17 protein-coding genes and 1 tRNA gene are annotated in these 19,313 nt (G+C 67.8%); 7 read left to right on the top strand and 11 right to left on the bottom strand.

From position 1 onward, the window contains the following. Positions 1-83 precede the first annotated feature (83 nt). The 4 genes from C5C17_RS12790 (at position 84) to C5C17_RS12775 (ending at position 4,878) form a co-directional block, all read left to right on the top strand. Positions 84-1,124, top strand: coding sequence for an LLM class flavin-dependent oxidoreductase (locus C5C17_RS12790; RefSeq protein WP_104253731.1), 1,041 nt, complete (start codon positions 84-86; stop codon positions 1,122-1,124). Between the two features lie 18 nt (positions 1,125-1,142). Further along, complete coding sequence (locus C5C17_RS12785) at positions 1,143-2,486, top strand: LLM class flavin-dependent oxidoreductase (protein WP_104253730.1); 1,344 nt, start codon at positions 1,143-1,145, stop codon at positions 2,484-2,486. A 185-nt stretch (positions 2,487-2,671) separates the two neighbouring features. Continuing rightward, a complete protein-coding gene (locus C5C17_RS12780) occupies positions 2,672-4,021 on the top strand; it encodes a M20/M25/M40 family metallo-hydrolase (protein ID WP_104253729.1) in 1,350 nt (449 codons plus the stop codon). A 104-nt stretch (positions 4,022-4,125) separates the two neighbouring features. After that, the gene (locus tag C5C17_RS12775; RefSeq protein WP_104253728.1) at positions 4,126-4,878 is read left to right on the top strand and encodes a MerR family transcriptional regulator; all 753 of its coding nucleotides are present in this window, start codon (positions 4,126-4,128) and stop codon (positions 4,876-4,878) included. Positions 4,879-4,889: 11 nt separating this feature from the next. Here C5C17_RS12775 and C5C17_RS12770 read toward each other — a convergent pair whose 3' ends face one another. The 4 genes from C5C17_RS12770 to C5C17_RS12755 all read right to left on the bottom strand — a co-directional run bounded on the left by C5C17_RS12770 (position 4,890) and on the right by C5C17_RS12755 (position 8,264). After that, positions 4,890-5,243, bottom strand: coding sequence for a hypothetical protein (locus tag C5C17_RS12770; protein WP_104253727.1), 354 nt, complete (start codon positions 5,241-5,243; stop codon positions 4,890-4,892). Between the two features lie 9 nt (positions 5,244-5,252). Then, on the bottom strand, positions 5,253-7,079 hold the full coding sequence (locus C5C17_RS12765) for an ABC-F family ATP-binding cassette domain-containing protein (RefSeq protein ID WP_104253726.1): 1,827 nt from the start codon (positions 7,077-7,079) through the stop codon (positions 5,253-5,255). Positions 7,080-7,135: 56 nt separating this feature from the next. After that, complete coding sequence (locus C5C17_RS12760) at positions 7,136-7,648, bottom strand: MarR family winged helix-turn-helix transcriptional regulator (protein WP_374953919.1); 513 nt, start codon at positions 7,646-7,648, stop codon at positions 7,136-7,138. A gap of 163 nt (positions 7,649-7,811) precedes the next feature. Beyond that, positions 7,812-8,264, bottom strand: a complete 453-nt coding sequence (locus C5C17_RS12755) for a nuclear transport factor 2 family protein (RefSeq protein ID WP_104253724.1) — start codon at positions 8,262-8,264, stop codon at positions 7,812-7,814. 123 nt (positions 8,265-8,387) lie between these two features. Here C5C17_RS12755 and C5C17_RS12750 point away from each other — a divergent pair. The 3 genes from C5C17_RS12750 (at position 8,388) to C5C17_RS12740 (ending at position 10,991) form a co-directional block, all read left to right on the top strand. Further along, positions 8,388-8,459: transfer RNA gene (locus C5C17_RS12750), tRNA-Gln, on the top strand. A 74-nt stretch (positions 8,460-8,533) separates the two neighbouring features. Then, a complete protein-coding gene (gene glmU / locus C5C17_RS12745) occupies positions 8,534-9,979 on the top strand; it encodes a bifunctional UDP-N-acetylglucosamine diphosphorylase/glucosamine-1-phosphate N-acetyltransferase GlmU (RefSeq protein WP_104253723.1) in 1,446 nt (481 codons plus the stop codon). Positions 9,980-10,013: 34 nt separating this feature from the next. Beyond that, the gene (locus C5C17_RS12740; protein WP_104253722.1) at positions 10,014-10,991 is read left to right on the top strand and encodes a ribose-phosphate diphosphokinase; all 978 of its coding nucleotides are present in this window, start codon (positions 10,014-10,016) and stop codon (positions 10,989-10,991) included. Between the two features lie 94 nt (positions 10,992-11,085). Here C5C17_RS12740 and C5C17_RS12735 read toward each other — a convergent pair whose 3' ends face one another. The 7 genes from C5C17_RS12735 to C5C17_RS12705 all read right to left on the bottom strand — a co-directional run bounded on the left by C5C17_RS12735 (position 11,086) and on the right by C5C17_RS12705 (position 19,236). Next, positions 11,086-11,691, bottom strand: coding sequence for an HD domain-containing protein (locus C5C17_RS12735; RefSeq protein ID WP_104253721.1), 606 nt, complete (start codon positions 11,689-11,691; stop codon positions 11,086-11,088). A 98-nt stretch (positions 11,692-11,789) separates the two neighbouring features. After that, positions 11,790-13,178 carry a glycoside hydrolase family 32 protein gene (locus C5C17_RS12730; protein ID WP_104253720.1) on the bottom strand — a complete coding sequence of 463 codons (1,389 nt, stop codon included), beginning with the start codon at positions 13,176-13,178 and terminating at the stop codon, positions 11,790-11,792. 81 nt (positions 13,179-13,259) lie between these two features. Then, on the bottom strand, positions 13,260-14,873 hold the full coding sequence (locus C5C17_RS12725) for an ABC transporter substrate-binding protein (RefSeq protein ID WP_104253719.1): 1,614 nt from the start codon (positions 14,871-14,873) through the stop codon (positions 13,260-13,262). A gap of 65 nt (positions 14,874-14,938) precedes the next feature. Continuing rightward, positions 14,939-15,928 carry a carbohydrate ABC transporter permease gene (locus C5C17_RS12720; RefSeq protein WP_104253886.1) on the bottom strand — a complete coding sequence of 330 codons (990 nt, stop codon included), beginning with the start codon at positions 15,926-15,928 and terminating at the stop codon, positions 14,939-14,941. Positions 15,929-15,933: 5 nt separating this feature from the next. Beyond that, the gene (locus C5C17_RS12715; RefSeq protein ID WP_258066195.1) at positions 15,934-16,743 is read right to left on the bottom strand and encodes a sugar ABC transporter permease; all 810 of its coding nucleotides are present in this window, start codon (positions 16,741-16,743) and stop codon (positions 15,934-15,936) included. Positions 16,744-16,916: 173 nt separating this feature from the next. Further along, positions 16,917-17,948, bottom strand: a complete 1,032-nt coding sequence (locus tag C5C17_RS12710) for a LacI family DNA-binding transcriptional regulator (RefSeq protein WP_104253717.1) — start codon at positions 17,946-17,948, stop codon at positions 16,917-16,919. Positions 17,949-18,162: 214 nt separating this feature from the next. Beyond that, positions 18,163-19,236, bottom strand: a complete 1,074-nt coding sequence (locus tag C5C17_RS12705) for an alkene reductase (RefSeq protein ID WP_104253716.1) — start codon at positions 19,234-19,236, stop codon at positions 18,163-18,165. Positions 19,237-19,313: the final 77 nt, after the last annotated feature.

The raw sequence follows: 19,313 nt of genomic DNA, 5'->3' as shown, positions 1-19,313 counted from the left end.
AGTGTTGCGTCAGAAGTCCTCCGGGGGCGGCAGGTGAAGCGCCGGCCGTCACACAGTGATGCGCGGTTCCTAGTCTGCGAGGCATGACTCACGAGAACCCGCCGTTTGCCATCGCCGTCGAAGCGGGCAGCGAAGGCGTCAGCCCGATCCGCATCCGCGCGGCGATCGCCGCCCTCGAGCGCTTCGGCGTGACGATCGCGACGTTCGAGGACGCAGGCTTCCCTGAGCTCGGCGAGAGGGGTCCGCGACTGGATGCGGTGACGCAGGCCGCGTTCGCCGCCCCGCTCTCCGGCGCGACCGGGCTCGTCCCGCTCGTGCGCGTCACGGCGGTCGAGCCGTTCCACCTCGCGACGCAGCTCGCGACCCTCGACTACGCCTCGCAGGGCCGAGCCGGCTGGATCGGCGAGGTCGACGGCGGCGCGCTCGAGGCCGCGGCGTTCGACCGGGCGCCGCTCGACGGACCGGAATCGCGCCGCGCCGAACTCGACGACACCATCGAGGTGCTCGGTCGCCTGTGGGACTCGTGGGAGGACGACGCCGTCATCCGCGACACGGCGACGGGCCGGTACCTCGACCGCGACAAGCTGCACTATGCCGATTTCGAGGGCGCTCGCTTCAGCGTGAAGGGGCCGTCGATCATCCCGCGCCCGCACCAGGGGCTCCTGCCGACGTTCGCGGTCTCCGGCTCGGCCGCGCCTGAGCTCATCGACGTCGCGCTGATCCGCGAGCGCACGGTCCTCGAGGCGAGTGCCGCCGCCGGGCAGGCGGACACGCAGGGCATCAAGCGCGCGGTCGTCGAGGTCTCGTTCGCGCTCGATGCGCGGGGGAGCGCTGCGGTCGACCGTGCCGGGAGCCGGGCGTCTGAGACCGAAGCGGCGGGGCGCCTCCACTACTCGGGCGACTCCGCTGGCCTCGCTGAGCTCATCACCGAGGTGGCCTCGTTCGCGAACGGCGTGCGCCTGCTGCCGGCAGACTTCGGCGTCGACGTGCAGGAGCTGGGCCGTGCCGTGCTCCCGAGCCTGCGCCGCGCTGGTGTCTTCGCCTCGCCGCGGTCCGGCGAGCATCTGCGGGACGCGCTCGGGCTCGCGCACCCCGTCAACCGCTACGCCGCCACGGCACTCTGAACGCGAAGGATCACGACGATGACACAGCACAGCACCGGCGCGACTCGGCCATCGGTGAGCGCCGAGGGTGCCGGCCAGATCCAGTTCGGCGTCTTCTTCCAGGGCGTGAACTCGACGACCATCTGGTCGAGCGAGCAGAGCGGCTCACAGACCGATTTCGAGTCGTTCCGCCGCATCGCGCAGACGGCTGAGCGCGGCCTCTTCTCGGCGTTCTTCCTCGGCGAGGGTCTTCGCTTGCGCGAGCACCTCGGCAGGATCCACGACAACGACGTGGCCGGGCGACCGGATGGCATCACGCAGCTCGCCGCGCTCGCAGCCATCACCGAGAAGATCGGCCTCGTCGCGACGCAGAACACGACCTACAACGAGCCGGCCGATCTCGCGTACCGCCTCGCGAGCCTCGACCTCCTCAGCGAGGGGCGGGCGGCGTGGAACATCGTCACGACCGACAACGCGTGGACGGGCGCCAACTTCCGCCGCGGCGGGCACCTCGCGCACGAGCACCGGTACGACCGCGCTGCTGAGTTCGTTCGGGCGGCCAAGCAGCTCTGGGCGAACCGGGGCGGAGTCGACGTCGACGGCGAGTTCATCCGCTTCGTCTCGGAGCGTGTCCTCCCGCGGAGCCCGCAGTCGAGGCCCGTGCTGTTCCAGGCTGGCGACTCGAGCAAGGGGCGTGACTTCGGCGCCGAGCACGCCGACGTCATCTTCTCCGCCCACCCGGAGCTGGAAGGCGCCACGGCGTTTGCCGCCGACCTGCGCGAGCGGCTCACGAAGTTCGGCCGGGCCCGCAACGAGCTCGCGTTCTTCCCGGGCGCGACCATCGTCATCGGCGCGACACCGAAGGAGGCCGAGGAGAAGGCGCGCTGGGTGCGCGAGCATCAGATCTCACCCGCGACGTCGCTGCGCTACCTCGAGCAGTTCTGGGGCAAGGACCTCTCGCACCTCGACCCGAACGGTCCGCTGCCGTCCGAGGACCCGGTGGTCGCCGTCACCGACGGCACGCGCGGCAGCGCGTTCCAGAACGCGAAGGCGCTTGAGCTCGCCCAGCAGTGGCGGGAGAAGTCCGAGGCGCTCGGCCTGTCGATCCGCGACTTCGTCATCCACCTGTCCTCGCAGCGGGGCTTCGTCGGCAGTGTCGACGAAGTCGCCGACACGCTCACCGAGCTGGCGCGGAGCGGGGCGGTGACGGGGATCAACCTCACCCCGTACCTCGTGCCCTCCGGTCTCGACGACATCGTCGACGACCTCATCCCGGCGCTCCAGGAGCGCGGCTCGTATCGAACGGAGTACCCGGGAACCACGTTGCGCGAGAACCTCGGACTTCCTGTGGTCGTCGAGGACCTGGTGCCAGCCGGATCCTGAGCATCGCGCTCCCGCCGTCGCCGTCGCGCCACCACTCGGTCGAGTTCGGTGCGAAGCGCGCTCGGCGCAGTGCGCCGAGCGGCGCCGAACCTCCGACAGCGCGGTGCGTCGCGGGCGGCCCGTCCACGTGACCCCCTGCAACGCATGTGCACGCGGACCCGCCGCCTTTCGCCCAGGATGAGGGCATGACTTCGCTTCGCGACGAGACCGTGACCCTCCTGCAGCAGCTCATCCGCGCCGAGACCGTCAACGACGGTGCGCTCGCCTCCGGCGACGAATGGCGCGCGGCTGCGGTGCTCGAGGCGTTCTTCGCCGGCAGCGGCGTCGAGCTGACGCGCGTCGAGCCGTTCCCGGGACGCGTCTCGGTGGTCGCGCGTCTCGCGGGCGCCGACCCCGCGGCGGAGTCGCTGGCGCTCGTCGGCCACACCGACGTCGTGCCCGTGAAGGCGGCAGACTGGGTGCATCCGCCGCACTCGGGTGAGCTCATCGACGGCGAGGTGTGGGGCCGCGGCGCCGTGGACATGCTGTTCCTCAGCGCCTCCTACGCCGTCATCTTCAGGCGGCTCGCGACGAGCGGCTTCGCGCCGACGGGCGATCTGGTCTTCGCGGCCGTCGCCGACGAGGAGCAGGGCAGCAGGGCAGGCGTCGGCTGGTTTTCGGAGAATGACTGGGCGACGATCGCCGCAGACAACGTGCTCACCGAGTGGGGAGGTGCGCGCCTGGGAGGAGTCGGCAGCACCGCCATCACGGTGGGCGTCGGCGAGAAGGGCGCAGCCCCGCGGCGCATCGTCGTGCGCGGCGACGCGGCGCACGCGTCTGCTCCCTGGGGGCGCTCGAACGCCGCCGTGACGCTCGCCAAGGTCGTCGATCGCCTGCAGGCCGTGGCCCCTGCGCCGCGCATCAGCGAGCAGTGGCTTGAGACGCTCGCGGCGCTCGAGCTGCCCGCCGAGCTGAGCCGTCGCCTCGCGGACCAGGCCACGATCGACGACGCCATCGAGGAGCTGAGCGCGCATCCCGAGCTGGGTGAGCTCGCCCCGTTCGTGCACGCCTGGACCCACACGACCGTTGCGGTGACGATCCTCGAAGCGGGCTCGAAGGTCAACGTCATTCCGGACAGCGGGTCGATCTCCCTCGACATCCGCGTGCTGCCCGGCGTCACGGAGGAGGACGTCGCGGCGCACCTCGCGGCGGTCGCAGCCGAGTTCCCCGGCCTCGTGAGCGTGGAGGGGGAGTGGTTCTCGCCGGCCAACGAATCGGCGACCACCACGCGCCTCTACGCGCAGATCGAGCAGACCCTCGCCGAGTTCGTGCCAGGAGCGAAGCCCGCGCCGATACTCGGCGTCGGTGGCTCCGACGCGCGCTTCTACCGGCTGCACGGCGCCAACGCGTTCGGCTTCGGGATCCTCAGCCCAGAGCTGACCTTCTCCGTTGCGCGCAACCGCTTCCACTCCGCCAACGAGCGCCTCGATCTCGAGTCGATCGACCTCACGGTGCGCGGACTCGATCACGTCGTCAGGAACTTCCTCTCGGCGTGACGCTTGACCTTGACGCAACGTCAACTTCTAGGGTCGTTCTCGAGCGGTTCGCTTCCCCCGAAGAGCGGGGGAGCCGCTCGCACGATCTGGGAGAGGAAGCGGTCATGGAGTGGTCGATCGGCGAGGTCGCGAAGCGCTCCGGTGTGACGTCCCGCACGCTGCGCCACTACGAGAGCATCGGCCTGCTGCTGCCGAGCAGCACGGGCACGAACGGCTATCGCTACTACGACGACGCCGCGCTGGTGCGGTTGCAGCGCATCCTGCTGCTTCGCGAGCTTGGCGTCGGCCTCGCGGCCATCGCGGATGCGCTTGCCGGGCGGGGCGATGACGTCGCTGCGCTCGAGACGCACCTCGGCTGGCTGAACGACGAACGCAGCCGCCTCACGACGCAGATCGGATCGGTGCGCGCGACTCTCGCCGCACTCGGAGAGAAGGAGACGCTCATGCCTGAGCAGATGTTCGAAGGATTCGACCACACGCAGTACAAGGACGAGGTTGAGGAGCGCTGGGGCGCCAAGGCGTACGCCGACGGCGACACCTGGTGGCGTGGTCTCGGCGAGGAGGGCAAGCAGAGGTTCCTGGAGGAGCAGACGCGGATCCAGGATGCGTTCAGCGCGGCCCAGTCGGCCGGCCTCGGCCCAGACAGCGACGAGGCGCAGGCCGCGACGGCCCGACAGTTCGACTGGGTCAAGGCCGGTTGGAACGGGGAGGCCCCGAGCGCGGAGGCGTTCGCGGGTCTCGGCGAGCTGTATGTCGCAGACGAGCGGTTCGGCAAGAACTACACGCGCGTGCACGCCACGGGCGCCGAGTTCGTGCGCGACGCGATGCGCGTCTATTCCGAGCGCAATCTGGGGTAGCGCGGCGGCGCTCAGGCGAGCGTCGCCGCGTCCACCTGCGGGCCGCCCTCGTAGGTGACGGTGATGGCGAGCGGGCGCCCGCTCGCCACCGCTGGCAGTGCGAACTCGAACGACACGGGCGCGAGCATCAGGATGCAGATGGCGTTCGGGTCGACGATCGGGAAGCGGATGCGCAGCTCGGTCGGCGATTCGACGACCAGTTCGGGGTCTCCCGCGCCGCACAGGGGTCGGTTGTTGAGCAGGTCCATCCGAAACCGGGAGTCGCCGACCCAGGCGAAGCTCGGTGCGACGTCGTCGTTGGCGCCTGCGGAGAGGGGATCGTAGTCCTCGGGCGACGTGACGGACACTCCGATGATGGGGCGCATGCGGCCAGGCTACGCCTCGAGCACCTCGGACAGCTCGAGCCAGCGCTCCTCGAGGGCGTCGACCTCGGCCGCGAGCGCCTGGCGCTTCGCGGTTATGACGCCGAGCCCTTCGTAGTCGCCCTGGTCGTGGGCGGCGAGCTCCGCGTCGACCTTCTTCATCGACTGCTCGATCTTCTGGATCTTCCTCGTGATGCCCTGCACCTCCTTCTCTGCCGAGCGGCGGTCGGCGCCTCCCAGCGAGAGTCCGGACGAGGCGGACGCGGAGGACGACGACGAGCCGTTGGCAGCCGCATCCGTCGTGCTGGAGAGCGTCGCGGGCGCGGAGCCCTTGAGGCTGTTGGAGCGCAGCTCGAGGTACTGGTCGACGCCGCCGGGGAGGTGGCGGAGGCCGCCGTCCCACACCGCGTACTGCTGGTCGGTGACGCGCTCGAGCAGGTACCGGTCGTGCGAGACGACGAGGAGGGTGCCAGGCCACGTGTCGAGGAGGTCCTCCATGGCGGCGAGCATGTCGGTGTCGAGGTCGTTGGTGGGCTCGTCGAGGATGAGCACGTTCGGCTCGTCGAGGAGGATGAGGAGCAGCTGCAGGCGGCGGCGCTGGCCACCCGAGAGATCCTTGACGGGGGTCTGCAGCTGCGTGGTGGTGAAGCCGAGGCGTTCGAGCAGCTGCGACGGCGTCATCTCCTTGCCGCCGGACACGTAGCTCGACTTCTGCCGGGCGACGACCTCGCGGACGCGGTCGTTCTGGTGCTCGTCGAGCTCGGCGAGGCGCTGCGAGAGGGTCGCGATCTTGACGGTCTTGCCGCGCTTGACCTTGCCGCTCGTCGGCTCGAGGCTGCCGGCGACGAGGTTGAGCAGGGTCGACTTGCCGGCGCCGTTGACGCCGAGGATGCCGGTGCGCTCGCCCGGCGCGATGCGCCATTCGATGTCGCGCAGCACTTCCTTGTCGCCGAAGGTCACGCCCACGTCGAGGAGGTCGACGACGTCCTTGCCGAGGCGGGCCGTGGCGAGCTGGGACAGCTCGACGGGGTTGCGCGCGGGCGGCTCGTCCTCGATGAGCTGCGTGGCCGCCTCGATGCGGAACTTGGGCTTCGCCGTGCGGGCGGGGGCGCCGCGGCGCAGCCAGGCGAGCTCCTTGCGCATGAGGTTCTGGCGCTTCGACTCGATGGCGGCAGACTGGCGGTCGCGTTCGACGCGCTGCAGGATGTACGCCGCGTAGCCGCCCTCGAACGGGTCGAGCACGCGGTCGTGCACCTCCCACGTCGTCTGGCACACCGCATCCAGGAACCACCGGTCGTGGGTGACGACCACAAGCCCGCCCTGGTTCTTCGACCAGCGGGAGTTGAGGTGCCCCGCGAGCCACGCGATGCCCTCCACATCGAGGTGGTTGGTGGGCTCGTCGAGCATGATGATGTCGTCGTCGCCGATGAGCAGGGCGGCGAGGGCGACGCGCCGCTGCTGTCCGCCGGAGAGATCGCCGATCTTGTCGGTCCATTCGAGGTCGCCGGCGAGGCCGTTGACGACGTCGCGGATCTTCGCGTCTGAGGCCCAGTCGTGGTCGTCCATGTCGCCGACGATGGCCTGCTTGACGGTCAGCTCCGGGTCGAGGGTGTCGGCCTGGTCGAGCATCCCGACGCGCACGCCGCGGCGCCGCGTGACCTTGCCGCCGTCTGGCTGGATGCGGTCGGCGAGCAGCTTGAGGAGGGTCGACTTGCCGTCGCCGTTGCGTCCGACGATGCCGATGCGGTCGCCCTCTTGGATGCCGACGGAGACGCTGTCGAAGACGACTCGAGTCGGGAACTCGAGGTGGAGCGCTTCCGCGCCGAGAAGATGGGCCATCAGACCAGCTTAAGGCCGGGGCGACCCGGTGCCCTCCGAGGAAGGGCGGTCGGAGCTCAGTGCGCCGGGTCGTCCATCCGGAGGGAGAGGGTGCGGAGGGCTGTGGCCAGGTCGTCGCGGGTCTCGAGGTCGAGCTCGGCGAGCAGCTCGCGCTCGGCGGCGACGAGGCGAGTGAGGGCCTCGTCGACGAGGTCGCGCCCGTCGACGGTCATGGTGACGAGGATGCCGCGCCCGTCGTTGGGGTCGACCTCGCGGGTTACGAGGCCGCGGCCCACGAGGCGGTCGATGCGGTTCGTCATGGTGCCGCTCGAGACGAGGTTGGAGGCGAGCAGGTGCTTGGGGCTGAGGCGGTGCGGGGATCCGGCGCGGCGCAAGGCGGAGAGGACGTCGAACTCCCACAGCTCGAGGCCCGTCTCCGCGAAGGCCGCCTTGCGGAGGGCGTCGAGCTGCTTCGCGATGCGCTTCACTCGGGAGAAGATGCGCAGCGGGTCGACGTCCAGGTCGGGGCGCTCCCGGGACCAGTCGCGGACGATCGTGTCGACGGTGTCGACCGGATGCGCGGGGTGCACGGAGCGGCCGCCCGCGCTCAGCTCAACTGCATCGCGAGAGAAGTCGCGCTGCTGAGCTGCACGTCCGGGGGCATCCATACCCCCATTATGGCGAGTCCCGCGATCCCGGGGCGACGCGCCGACGGGAGCGCGGCCGCCACGGCGCGCTCGCGGGGTCTCGCGGCTACGAATTCGGGTGGTGGGCGTCCACTTCGCGTTTCGTCACGACGAGCCCGGTCTCGGCGTTGACGGGCGCCGATGTGTGCTCATGCGCGATGACCCACTCGCCCTTGTGCTGCACGAGCCCCCACGTGAGTCGGTTGTCCATCCATTCGAGCTCACCCTCCGGGCTGTGCCAGGAGTAGCGCACGAAGCTCTCCGCGACGATGACGTCGTGGTCGCCGTAAGCGCGGAGGTCGGTGAACGTCGCGGAGTGCGTGCCCGACTCGATGGAGTCGAACCACTCGCCGATAGAGTCTCCCCAGGTGTCGGCCCCCTCGTGGGACCAGGTGCTCCAGAGGTCGAAGACGCGAACGTCCGGTGCGTAGAGCGACATGATGGCGGTCTTGTCGCGCCCCGTGACGGCGGCCGAGTAGGTGTCGGTGAATCGCCTCGCGACGACGAGGGCTTCGGACATGACGCCTCCTTGGGTCTGGTGTCTCGCCAGTCTCGCGCACTCGCCTCCACGGCACCACCGTGGCAAGCGCGCGACCCTCCCGGTTCTGGCACAATTGGCGAGTGCGCGCGTGAGCGGGCACGTTCCTCCTTGGTGTAACGGCAGCACGACAGCCTTTGGAGCTGTTAGGTCCAGGTTCGAATCCTGGGGGAGGAGCGGCGCGGGGGTGCTGCATGCCACCGTGGACCGTGATGGCGTTCGCATCGCGGCGCCCACAACGAGGAGGATCTGTGACCGATCGAGAACTCGCAATCGTTATCCTGGCGGCTGGCCAGGGAACACGGATGCGCTCGAGCACCCCGAAGGTGCTGCACCGACTCGGAGGCATTCCCCTCGTCGGGCACGTGCTGCACACCGCCGCCGAGCTCGGTCCCGCGCATACCGTCACCGTGGTCCGCCACGATCGTGACCGCGTCGTCTCAGCCATCCAGGACCTGGCTCCGGACACGCAGTTCGCGGACCAGGACGACGTTCCCGGCACTGGTCGGGCACTCGAGGTGGGTCTCGAATCGCTGCCCGCGGACTTCGACGGGGTCGTCGTTGTCCTCTCCGGCGACGTGCCCCTCCTCGACTCCGGCACGATCGCGCGCATGGTCGAGCAGCACCGCCACGCGAAGAACCAGCTCACCCTCCTGAGCGCGTTCGTGAAGGAGCCAGCAGGCTTCGGGCGCATCGTCCGCTCGTCCGGCGGTGACTTCGACGAGATCGTCGAGCACAAGGACGCGAGTGAGGAGCTGCTGCGCATCTCGGAGATCAACGCCGGCGTGTACGCGTTCGACGCCCGCACGGTCCGACAGGTGCTGAGCCGTATCGACGACTCGAACTCGCAGCGAGAGAAGTACCTCACCGATGCCGCGAAGCTCATCAAGGCGGATGCGGGGCGCATCGAGGCGATCGCCGTCACCGACCCGGAGATCGTGCAGGGCATCAACGACCGCGTGCAGCTCGCGGAGGCGCAGCGCTACTACAACGCCCGCCAGATCCGCCACTGGCAGCTGGAGGGCGTCACCGTGCACGACCCGGCGACGACCGTCATCGAGGGCAACGTGTCGCTCGGACGCGACGTGGAGCTGCTCCCTGGCACGCAGCTGCGCGGCGCGACCTCGGTCGCCGACGGCGCCATCATCGGACCGGATACGACGCTCGTCGACTGCGAGGTCGGCGAGGGCGCCGTCGTGAAGCGCACCGACGCGACGCTCAGCGTCATCGGGGCCGGCGCATCCGTGGGGCCGTGGGCCTACCTGCGCCCCAACACGATCCTCGGTGCCGGTGGGAAGATCGGCACGTTCGTCGAGACGAAGAACGCGCAGATCGGCGACGGCTCGAAGGTGCCGCACCTCTCGTACGTCGGCGACGCTGAGGTGGGCGTCAACTCGAACGTCGGAGCCGGCACGATCACCGCGAACTACGACGGCGTGAGCAAGCATCGGACGACCGTCGGCGACAACGTGCGCTCCGGCTCGCACAACGTCTTCGTCGCCCCGGTTAGGATTGGCGACGGCGCTTACACCGGGGCTGGAACGGTGGTCCGCAAGGACGTTCCAGCGGGTGCACTCGCCATCAACGTCGCACCTCAGCGAAACGCCGAGGGGTGGGTGCTCAAGAACCGAGCAGGCACCGCCGCGGCCGAGGCCGCTGAGGCTGCCTCGTCGCGCGAATCAGAACCGAACGCGTAACAACAGAGCAAGCACAGGAAACGGGCGGTACAGCGTGTCTGGCATCATCACCTCCACTGAGAAACGACTTGTTCTCGTCTCCGGCAGGGCTCATCCCGAGCTGGCCGAAGCAGTCGCGGCAGAACTCGGCATCGAGCTCGGGGAGACCGAGTCGCGCACCTTCGCGAACGGCGAGATCTACGCTCGCTACGGGGAGAGCATGCGAGGGGCCGACGTGTTCGTGCTCCAGTCGCACTGCCCGCCGATCAACGAGTGGCTCATGGAGCAGCTCATCATGCTCGACGCGCTCAAGCGTGCGTCGGCGAAGCGCATCACCGTCGTGGCTCCCTTCTACCCGTACGCGCGCCAGGACAAGAAGGGTCGCGGCCGTGAGCCGATCTCGGCTCGCCTCGTCGCCGACCTCTTCAAGGCCGCCGGCGCTGACCGGATCATGTCGGTCGACCTGCACGCGCCGCAGGTTCAGGGCTTCTTCGACGGTCCCGTCGACCACCTGTTCGCGATGCCGGTGCTGCTCGAGCACTTCCGCAAGAAGCTCGACCCGGCCACGCTCACCGTCGTCTCGCCCGACATGGGGCGCGTCCGCGTCGCCGACGTCTGGAGCGACCAGCTGGATGCGCCGCTCGCGATCATCCACAAGCGTCGCGACCCGAAGGTCGCGAACCAGGTGAGCGTGCACGAGATCGTCGGTGACGTCGAGGGCCGCGTGTGCCTGCTGGTCGACGACCTCATCGACACGGGTGGAACGATCGTCAAGGCCGCGGAGGCGCTCAAGGCCGCCGGCGCGATCGGCGTCGTGGTCGCTGCGACGCACGCTGTCTTCTCGCACCCGGCCGTCGAGCGGCTCAGCTCCGACGCCATCGACGAGGTCGTCGTCACCGACACGCTGCCGTTGCCGCCCGAGAAGCGCTTCGACAAGCTCACGATCCTGCCCATCGCTCCCACGCTCGCTCGCGCGATCACCGAGGTCTTCACCGACGGTTCGGTCACGTCGATGTTCGACGGCGCCGCGTAAGCGGACGAGCCTCCAGAACGCAGAGACGCCCCGGCGGAACCACTCGGTTCGGCCGGGGCGTCTGGCGTTTGTGTGAACCGACGCTGCGGTCTGACTATCGGAGGCGTTCGAGCGGGTTCGCCGCGAGCTTGCGGAGCAGCCCGCCGTCGACGAGCCTGCGAGCTGAGGTCGTCGGCTTTCGCGACGCCTGGTCGGTGACGCACGCGCCGAACTCGGCGGCGAGGGTTCCGCGCGGATGCGCCGCGAGCACTTCCCGCAGGAACGCCTCGGGCAGCGCATCGGGCCTGCTGCCCGAGATGTCGAGCCCGGTGGCGCGCTCGAGCAGGTACCCTTCGAGGTCGAGTTCGGGGTCCACGCTCGGCCAGTTGTGCCGCACGATGACGTCGAGGACCCGGTGGCGGCGCTCGGCAGGCCAGCCGGCGCCGGCTGTCAGGGCGACGGCGACGTGCCCGCCGGCATGCTCGTACGAGACGGTGTGGTTGTCGTACTCGGTCACCGTTCCGAGGTCGTGCAGGACGGCGGCCACGTAGAGGAGTTCGTGGTCGACGCCGGTGCGGCCCTCGGCCGCCGCGATGCCCTCGGCCCACAGCCACGACCGCAGGGCATGCGCGGTGATGGCGGCGGATTGGTATTCGGTGGCCAGCTCAAGGGCACCGCGAGCGGCGACGGTGTCCGGCACGGGGAAGTCGACGATGAGCATGGCCAACTGTCGCACAGTGCGCGCGGTCGGAACAGGCGGGGCCCACCGAAGCGGTGTCGCTTCAGCGGGCCCCGCCGGCGGTGCTGGGTCCGAACAGCTCAGTCGTGCTGCAGGATGTGCGCTCCGCTCAGTGGTGCAGTGGGGAACACCTGCTCGGTCACGGTCTGCGCCCCCTCGCCGAGGAACACCTCGATGACGGTCGCATCGACGACGACCCTGATGTCGAGCGGCCGCGGGAGGTGCGGGGCAATCGGCACTCGATTCAGCGTCGCGAACTCTGTATTGAAGTCGGTGAAACCGCTCTCGCTGCGGTCGAAGAGCAGCTGGGGCGCGTCGCCACCTTCGAAGTGGATCTGGACCCGTTCGTCGTTCTTGCCCTCCGTGTCGAGCACGAGGGTGGTGCGCCGGCCGATTTCAAGGTCGATCACGTGCTCGCTCACGGTCATCTGGCTGGTCTGCTCGCCCAAGATAGGTGCCTGTCGCAGACGTCGGCGTCCTGCCGCGTCCTGGGTCAAGCTGATCTCGCGGACGAGTGACATCGTGGATCGCCACGGAGCGGTGGGTGTCTGGTTGGCGTAGTCCCAGTTGCTCGCCCACCCGATCATGAGGCGACGGCCGTCAGGGGTGTTGTTGAAGGAGACCGCTGCGTAGTAGTCGCGCCCATAGTCGAGCCAGTCGTACGAGTCGGGATCCTCGGATGTGCTGAGCCGTTCGGCGACGAACGTGGTGCCGTCGAAGTCGCCGACGAAGTACTGCGTGCCGGAGCCGCCCGCTCGTGCGCCCGGGTTCATGCTGACGACGAGCACCCAGCGTGTCTCGCCTGTGGACTCGACCTGGAGGGGGAACAGGTCGGGGCATTCCCAGACGCCGCCTGTCGCGTGCGCTGGGCCGAAGTCCGAGCTGAAGGTCCAGTCGATGAGGTTGGGCGAGGTGTAGAAGAGCACCTTGCGTGCGACCGCTTCGACGACCACCATGACCCAGTGGCCGTCGTCTCCTCCATGCCAGAAGACCTTCGGGTCGCGGAACTCGGAGGAGTCGATGTCGAGCACGGGGTTGCCGGAGTACCGAGTCCACGTTGTGCCCGCATCGACGCTGTAGGCGAGCGACTGAGCCTGCAGCCCAGGCACCTCGCCAACGGGCGGGCGGGCGCTCGTGTAGATCGCCACGAGCGCGGTCTCTCCGTCGGCTGCGAAGCCGGCGGTGTTCCGGCTGTCGACGACGGCGCTGCCGGAGAAGGCCATCTCCTGCTCGTTCGCCGGGATGGCGATGGGTTTCTCTTCCCACGAGATGAGGTCCGTGGAGGTGGCGTGACCCCACGAGATGTTGCCCCATGTGCTGCCGAAGGGATTCGTCTGGAAGAAGAGGTGGTAGAGCCCGTCGTGGTGGACGAGCCCGTTCGGGTCGTTGAGCCAGGACGTCTCGGCAGTGAAGTGAGCCGAGGGCCGGAGCGGGGTCACGGCCGTTGTCGTCTGGTGAGTCGTGGTCATTGAGCGTGGTCCTTTGCAGGGGTGAAAGCGGTTGACGGGTGCGTTCGTGTGGCGGGCCCGCGCGGGCCCGCCACACGGTGGCTACTCGCCGCCCTGTTGGAAGCGGTCGTAGGCCTGCTGGTAGATGTCGGTCACCTCGGCGACGCCGAGGCCGTCGAGCTGGCTCGTGTAGCTCTCCCATTCGGCGTCGATGTTGCCGTTCACCACCCAGCTGGCGAACTTCTCCTTCACGAGACTGTTGATATCCGTGAGGGCGAAGGCGGTCTGGTCGAGTTCCTCGTTCGAGAGGAGCACGGGCGGATAGGCCTCATTGGCGGCGTAGGGCGCGTAGTTCTCGGTGACGAGTTCCTGGCGCTCCTTCGCGCGGGGTTCGGGCGCGACGACGGTCTCGAAGTCCTGGGCTGTGGTGATTTTCGGGCCGCCAGGGGCGACCTTCTGGCGACGCTCTCCCTCGGATTCACCCTCGGGGGCCGGGATCTGCACGAGGAGACCTGAAGGATCCTCTTCCAACGTCACACCGATAGGGCCCCAGTTCGATTGCGCGGACATGAGGGGGTCGAAGAGTCGGTCGGCCCAGCGGATGGTCGCAGCGGGGTACTGGTTGGCGCGCGTGAGTGCCATCGCGCCGCGGTTGATCTCCTGGTTGTTGGAGACGCTGGCGAGGCGCTCGCCGTTGGCGCCCTCGAGAATGCCGACCAGCTCGTAGTCGGAGCTCTTCTCCTCGCCGACCATCTCCTCGAGCTCCCACCAGAAGAACGAGCCGAGGATGGGCGTCTCGGACTTGCCCTTTGAGAGGTAGGCGACGTCGTCTTGCGAGAACGACTCGGGGTCGATGATCCCATCCGCGTACCACTCGCCGAGCGCTTCGACGCCAGCGCGGTACTCGGGGGTGTTCGCAGTGAACTCGACGACGCCATCGCGGACGATGCGGTGGTCGTTGTTCTCCGGCTGGCCGCCGAGGGCGGTGACGAGGTCTGATGGGTTGGCTGCGAAGGAGTCGGTGCGGAATGAGAGTGGAATCTCGTCCGCCTTGCCGTTGCCGTTGGGGTCACCGGTCTTGAACGCCTCGAGCGCGGCCCGGTATTCGTCGATCGTGCTCGGCATCGGGAGCCCGAGTGTGTCGAGCCAGCTCTTGTTGATGTAGAGGAAGTTGGGGTGCTGCAGGATCCCCAGCTCTTCTACGGACGGCAGTGTGTAGATGTGCCCGTCGGACGCGGTCAGGGCGGCCTTGATGTCGGGCCGAGCGTCGAGGATGCCGGAGAGTGTCGGGGCGTGCTCGGCAATGAGGTCTTCCAAGGGCAGCAGCGTTCCGTTCGAGCCGTTCTGAACGATCTCGGAGTCGCTGAGGCCGGTGTTGAACAGGACATCGGGGAGCTCGTCGCCCGCCAGCATGAGGTTCTTCTTCTCTGCGTAGACCTGCTCCGGCAAATTGCGCCAGTCGATCAGGATGTTCGTGTCCGTGGCCCACTGCTGGACGAGCTCCATGGTGGCGTAGTCGGGCGCGAGTGGTGACTTGGTCCCGCCGAATGTGAGCGTCAGGGGCTCGGTGACGATGGGAAGGCCTTCGGCGTTGAAGCCGTAGTCGGCGGACAGGTCGGTGAGCTCTGCACTGCCGCCACCGCCAGAGCACCCTGTCAGCAGGAGGCCGCTGACGGTGACGAGGGCGATCGAGGTCGCGAAACGTCGCTGTTTCATAGTCGTTTACTTTCTGTCGTGGTGGAGATGAGACGGATATGCCGGTGGGAATGACAGGTAAGGGATCAGCTCTTGACGGCGCCGATCATTGCTCCCTTGGTGAAGTGCTTCTGCATGAACGGCAGAACGATAAGGAGGGGGAGGCTCGAGATGACGATCATGCCGTATTTCATGAGCTCACCGAGTCGCTGCGCCGCGGCATAGGAGTCGAGGGCGCCTGTGCCTCCCGCGGAATTCACCTCCGACTGGATCAGCACGTTCCTGAGCACAAGCTGCAGCGGATACTTGCTCTCGTCGTCGAGGTAGATGAGCGCATCGAAGAAGGCGTTCCAGTTCGCCACGAGGTGGATCATGATCATGAGGAAGATCAGAGGCTTCGAGAGAGGGAGCACGATCTGGAAGAAGAAGCGGAAGTCGTTGGCACCATCGAGCTGAGCGGCTTCCCGAAGTTCGCTTGGCACATTGTTCTCGAAGAACGCTCGCGCGATGATGAGGTTCCAGACGCCGACCGCACCCGGGAGGACGACGGCCCAGATGGTGTCGAGCATCCCGAGGTCTCGGACGACGAGGTACCTGGCGATCAGGCCTCCGTCGATGAACATCGTGAGGATGAAGATCAACATGAGGAATTTCCGGCCGTAGAGGTCCTTCCTCGACAGGGCGTAGGCGCCGCAGAGAATCGACACGACGCTGATGAGCGTGGCGACGCTCGTGTACAGAACCGAGTTCCCGAACCCCTGCCAGATCGCAGCGTCCGCGAAGATGCGTGCGTACCCTTCGAGCGTGAACCCCTGCGGCCAGAGCCAGACGTTGCCGTTCAGGATCTCGGACGGCTCGCTGACCGACGCGATGACGATGAAGTACAGGGGGTAGATGATGGCCGCGATGGCAAGCACCAGGGTTCCAACCGCGAATACGTTGAAGACCGGGTCGGCCATGCGTCTGCGCCAAGATTCCTTCCGGCGGCTGGCCGGGCGCCGGGATTCGGGGTGGTGCTCGGCGGGGATGTGGTGCTCGGTTGTCTTGTGCCGTGGCGCAGAAGTCGTAGAGGTCATGTTCGTCACCAGAGGGTCGACTGGCCTGCACGCTTCGCGACCCAGTTGAAGGTCAGGAGCAGCACCATGTTGATGAAGGAGTTGAAGAGGCCGATGGCGGCTGAGTAGCTGAACTGGGCCTGCTTGAGTCCGGCTTGGTAGACGTAGGTCTGAATGACCTCCGAGGTCGGCAGGTTCAGGTCTGTCTGCATGAGGAGGACCTTCTCGAAGCCGAGGTTGAACAGGTTCCCGATCGCAAGAATGAACAGGATCGTGATGACGGGCAGGATGCCCGGAATATCGATGTGACGGATTCTCTGCCACTTGTTCGCGCCGTCGACTCGGGCCGCCTCGTGCAGCGACGGATCGATGGCGGTCAGGGCGGCGAGGTAGACGATCATCGAGAATCCGGCATTTTGCCAAATGTCGGAGCCGATATACAGGGGCCTGAACCATTCCGCTGATCCCATGAAGAAGACCGGGTCGCCGCCGAACACGGTGATGGCGTTGTTGACGATTCCGGATCGCGGCGAGAAGAGCAGGTAGATCATTCCGACAACGACCACGACGGAGATGAACGAGGGTGAGTAGAGCACTGTCTGCGTGAACTTCTTGAAACGTTCGCTCTGCAGCTGGTTGACGATGAGGGCCAAAATGATAGGCACGGGGAATGCGATCAGCAGCCCGAGGGCGTTCAGTGTCAGCGTGTTGGCGATCAGGCGCTCGAACTGGAACGAGTTGACGAACCGTTCGAAGTGCTCGAGCCCAACCCACGGGCTTCCGGCGAATCCGTCAGCCGGGTTGTAGTTGCGGAAGGCGATCTGCGCGCCGTACATGGGCCAGTACTTGAAGACCAGAACAGAGACGAGGGCCGGAGTAAGTAATACGTATAACTGCCAGCTTCGCGAGGCGCGACGGAACTCCGTCTTGAGATTTCGCCGCGGGCGCCTCGTCAAGAAGGGGTGACGGGGTTGCTTCCCCGTTCGCGTGGGGGTGGTGGTCTTCATGGTCATGCCTTGGCCTTTGCTACAGACCCGCGAGTGACGACGGTGCACTCGAGTGGGATGTGAAGGGATGGGGAGGGTGTTGGGTTGAGAAGGAGATCGATGGCGGTCCTGGCCATCTGCTCGTAGGGGAGGGCGACGGTGGAGAGACCCGGGTCGAGGTGCGGCGCAAGCATCTCGTGGTTGTCGAATCCGATGATCGAGCAGTCGTCTGGCACGGTGAGGCCGCGCGCCTCGAGGGCTCGGTACGCACCCCAGGCCGTTCTGTCGTTGCCACAGAAGATCGCCGTCGGGCGGTCTTCGCCCTCCATGAGCTGTGCGGTCAGGCGCAGTCCGTCCTCGACGATTCCCGTGCCGGAGAGGATCCAGTCCGGGTATGCCGACAGCCCGGCCTCCGTCAGGGCTCTTCGGAACCCCGCGAGGCGGCCGATGCCTGCCGGCAGGTCGCTCACTTCGGGCTGAATGTTGATCATGGCGATCTTCGTGTGCCCCGCCTCGACGAGCTGACGTGTCGCGGCATATCCGCCCATCTCCTCGTCAGGGAAGACGCTTGGGACGAGGCCGGCACGGTCCTGGGCGTTGACGACGACGGTGGGTACTCCGCTCAGGGCCTCGGGTACATCGATGACGCGGTGGTACATGGAGGCGTACACGACGCCTCGCACCCGGTACGACTGCATCATCTCGACTGCTGCCTGCTCGAGGCCGGCGTCGTTGTAGGTGTCGACAGTGAGAATCACGTTGCCGTTCTCCCAGGCGAGGAGCTGGGCTCCCTTCAGGAGGCCGCCCGCGAATGGCGAGCTTGCCACTTCGTCCGAGATGAAGCCGATCATCTCCGACTCGCCGCTGCGCAGCGTCTTCGCGAACGCATTCGTTCGGTAGTCGAGGTCGCGGACGGCCTCGAGCACACGTTCCTTGGTGGCCTCGGCAACGCGCGACCCTGCGACGTTGTTCAGGACCAGCGACACCGTGGCCTGGGATACGCCTGCGTGCTCCGCCACCTGTGCCATCGTGGTTGTCTTGGGGCGCCTCGCCATTGCCCACCTCCTTGTGGATCGGTTAATCGTATAACGCATGGTAACACGGCGGGTGTGCCGCGCAAGGGCCGCAAGGGGATCGCGTCCGCGTCGCGTCCGCCTGGCACTGAATCTCAGGTGCCGGGCACGGAGTGCCGCATCGCCCGGAGGTGCGGAATGCCGCCCGCCAGAGGGTTCTGGCGGGCGGCATTCGCACTGTCTTCGCCTGGCGGGGCTACGCGGACAGTCGCGGGTAGTCGGTGTACCCGGTGGCGCCGGCCCCGTAGAAGGTCGCCGGGTTCGGCTCGTTCTCGGGGTGGCCGCCCAGCCAGCGCTCGACGAGGTCCGGGTTGGCGATGGCGAGGCGACCGACGGCGACGGCGTCCGCGTTGCCCTCCTTGACGAGGTTGACGGCTTCCTCGCGGGTCGTGACGCGACTGAAGCCGCTGTTCGCGATGAACGGCCCGCCGAAGCGCGCGCGCAGGTCCTGCACGAGCTCACCCTCTGGGTCGCTGTGCAGCACGCTCAGGTAGGCGAGGCCGAGGGGTGCGAGGCCGTCGGCGACGGCGTCGTAGGTCGCGCGCACGTCGGCGTCGTCGGTCTCGACGACGTCCTGGATGTTGTGGGCGGGCGAGAGGCGCAGGCCGACGCGGCCGGCCCCGATCGCTTCCGCGACGGCCGCGGTGACTTCGACCACGAAGCGAGCGCGTGCCTCGGGCGATCCGCCGTACTCGTCGGTGCGCTGGTTCGATACGGGAGAGAGGAACTCGTGCAGGAGGTAGCCGTTGGCGCCGTGGATCTCGACACCGTCGAGGCCCGCCTCGATGGCGCGGCGGGCCGCATCCACGAACTCCTCGCGAACATCGGCGAGCTCGGCCGTCGTGAGGGCGTGGGGGACCGGGTACGGCTGCTTGCCGTTGGGGGTGCGAACCTCACCGTCGATCGCGATGGCGCTCGGGGCGACGATGCGAGGCGTGCCCGTGATGTCGGGGTGCGAGACGCGCCCGCCGTTCATGATCTGCATGACGATGCGGCCACCCCGGGCGTGCACGGCTTCGGCGACTCGGCGCCAGCCTTCGGTCTGCTCGGGGGTGACGATGCCTGGCTGGCCGGGGTAGGAGCGAGACTCGGCGCTCGGGTACGTGCCCTCGGTGATGATGAGGCCCAGGCTGGCGCGCTGCGCGTAGTGCTCCGCCACAAGTTCACCCGGCACACCCTCCGCGCTCGCACGTGTGCGAGTCAGCGGCGCCATGACGACGCGGTTGGCGAGCTCGATGTCGCCGAGGGTCAAAGGAGAGAAGAGGTCCACTGATAGTGCCTTTCGGATCGGGGGCTGAGCGCTGGTGCGTTGCCCCACAGATCGAACAGCACGGTTGCTCGCCGCAT

This window comes from Pseudoclavibacter sp. RFBA6 (genome assembly GCF_002931575.1).
Taxonomy (GTDB): Bacteria; Actinomycetota; Actinomycetes; order Actinomycetales; family Microbacteriaceae; genus Pseudoclavibacter; species Pseudoclavibacter terrae.
Note: the sequence above shows the minus strand (reverse complement) of the source record. Positions and strands in the feature narration are given on the sequence as shown.

Excerpts from the sequence above, each read along its gene's own strand:
- C5C17_RS12775 (WP_104253728.1), top strand. The coding sequence starts at position 4,126 with ATGGAGTGGTCGATCGGCGAGGTCGCGAAGCGCTCCGGTGTGACGTCC.
- C5C17_RS12715 (WP_258066195.1), bottom strand. The coding sequence starts at position 16,743 with ATGTACGGCGCGCAGATCGCCTTCCGCAACTACAACCCGGCTGACGGA.
- C5C17_RS12710 (WP_104253717.1), bottom strand. The coding sequence starts at position 17,948 with ATGGCGAGGCGCCCCAAGACAACCACGATGGCACAGGTGGCGGAGCAC.
- C5C17_RS12785 (WP_104253730.1), top strand. The coding sequence starts at position 1,143 with ATGACACAGCACAGCACCGGCGCGACTCGGCCATCGGTGAGCGCCGAG.
- C5C17_RS12725 (WP_104253719.1), bottom strand. The coding sequence starts at position 14,873 with ATGAAACAGCGACGTTTCGCGACCTCGATCGCCCTCGTCACCGTCAGC.
- C5C17_RS12720 (WP_104253886.1), bottom strand. The coding sequence starts at position 15,928 with ATGACCTCTACGACTTCTGCGCCACGGCACAAGACAACCGAGCACCAC.
- C5C17_RS12780 (WP_104253729.1), top strand. The coding sequence starts at position 2,672 with ATGACTTCGCTTCGCGACGAGACCGTGACCCTCCTGCAGCAGCTCATC.
- C5C17_RS12755 (WP_104253724.1), bottom strand. The coding sequence starts at position 8,264 with ATGTCCGAAGCCCTCGTCGTCGCGAGGCGATTCACCGACACCTACTCG.
- C5C17_RS12735 (WP_104253721.1), bottom strand. The coding sequence starts at position 11,691 with ATGCTCATCGTCGACTTCCCCGTGCCGGACACCGTCGCCGCTCGCGGT.
- C5C17_RS12765 (WP_104253726.1), bottom strand. The coding sequence starts at position 7,079 with ATGGCCCATCTTCTCGGCGCGGAAGCGCTCCACCTCGAGTTCCCGACT.
- C5C17_RS12790 (WP_104253731.1), top strand. The coding sequence starts at position 84 with ATGACTCACGAGAACCCGCCGTTTGCCATCGCCGTCGAAGCGGGCAGC.
- C5C17_RS12770 (WP_104253727.1), bottom strand. The coding sequence starts at position 5,243 with ATGCGCCCCATCATCGGAGTGTCCGTCACGTCGCCCGAGGACTACGAT.
- C5C17_RS12730 (WP_104253720.1), bottom strand. The coding sequence starts at position 13,178 with ATGACCACGACTCACCAGACGACAACGGCCGTGACCCCGCTCCGGCCC.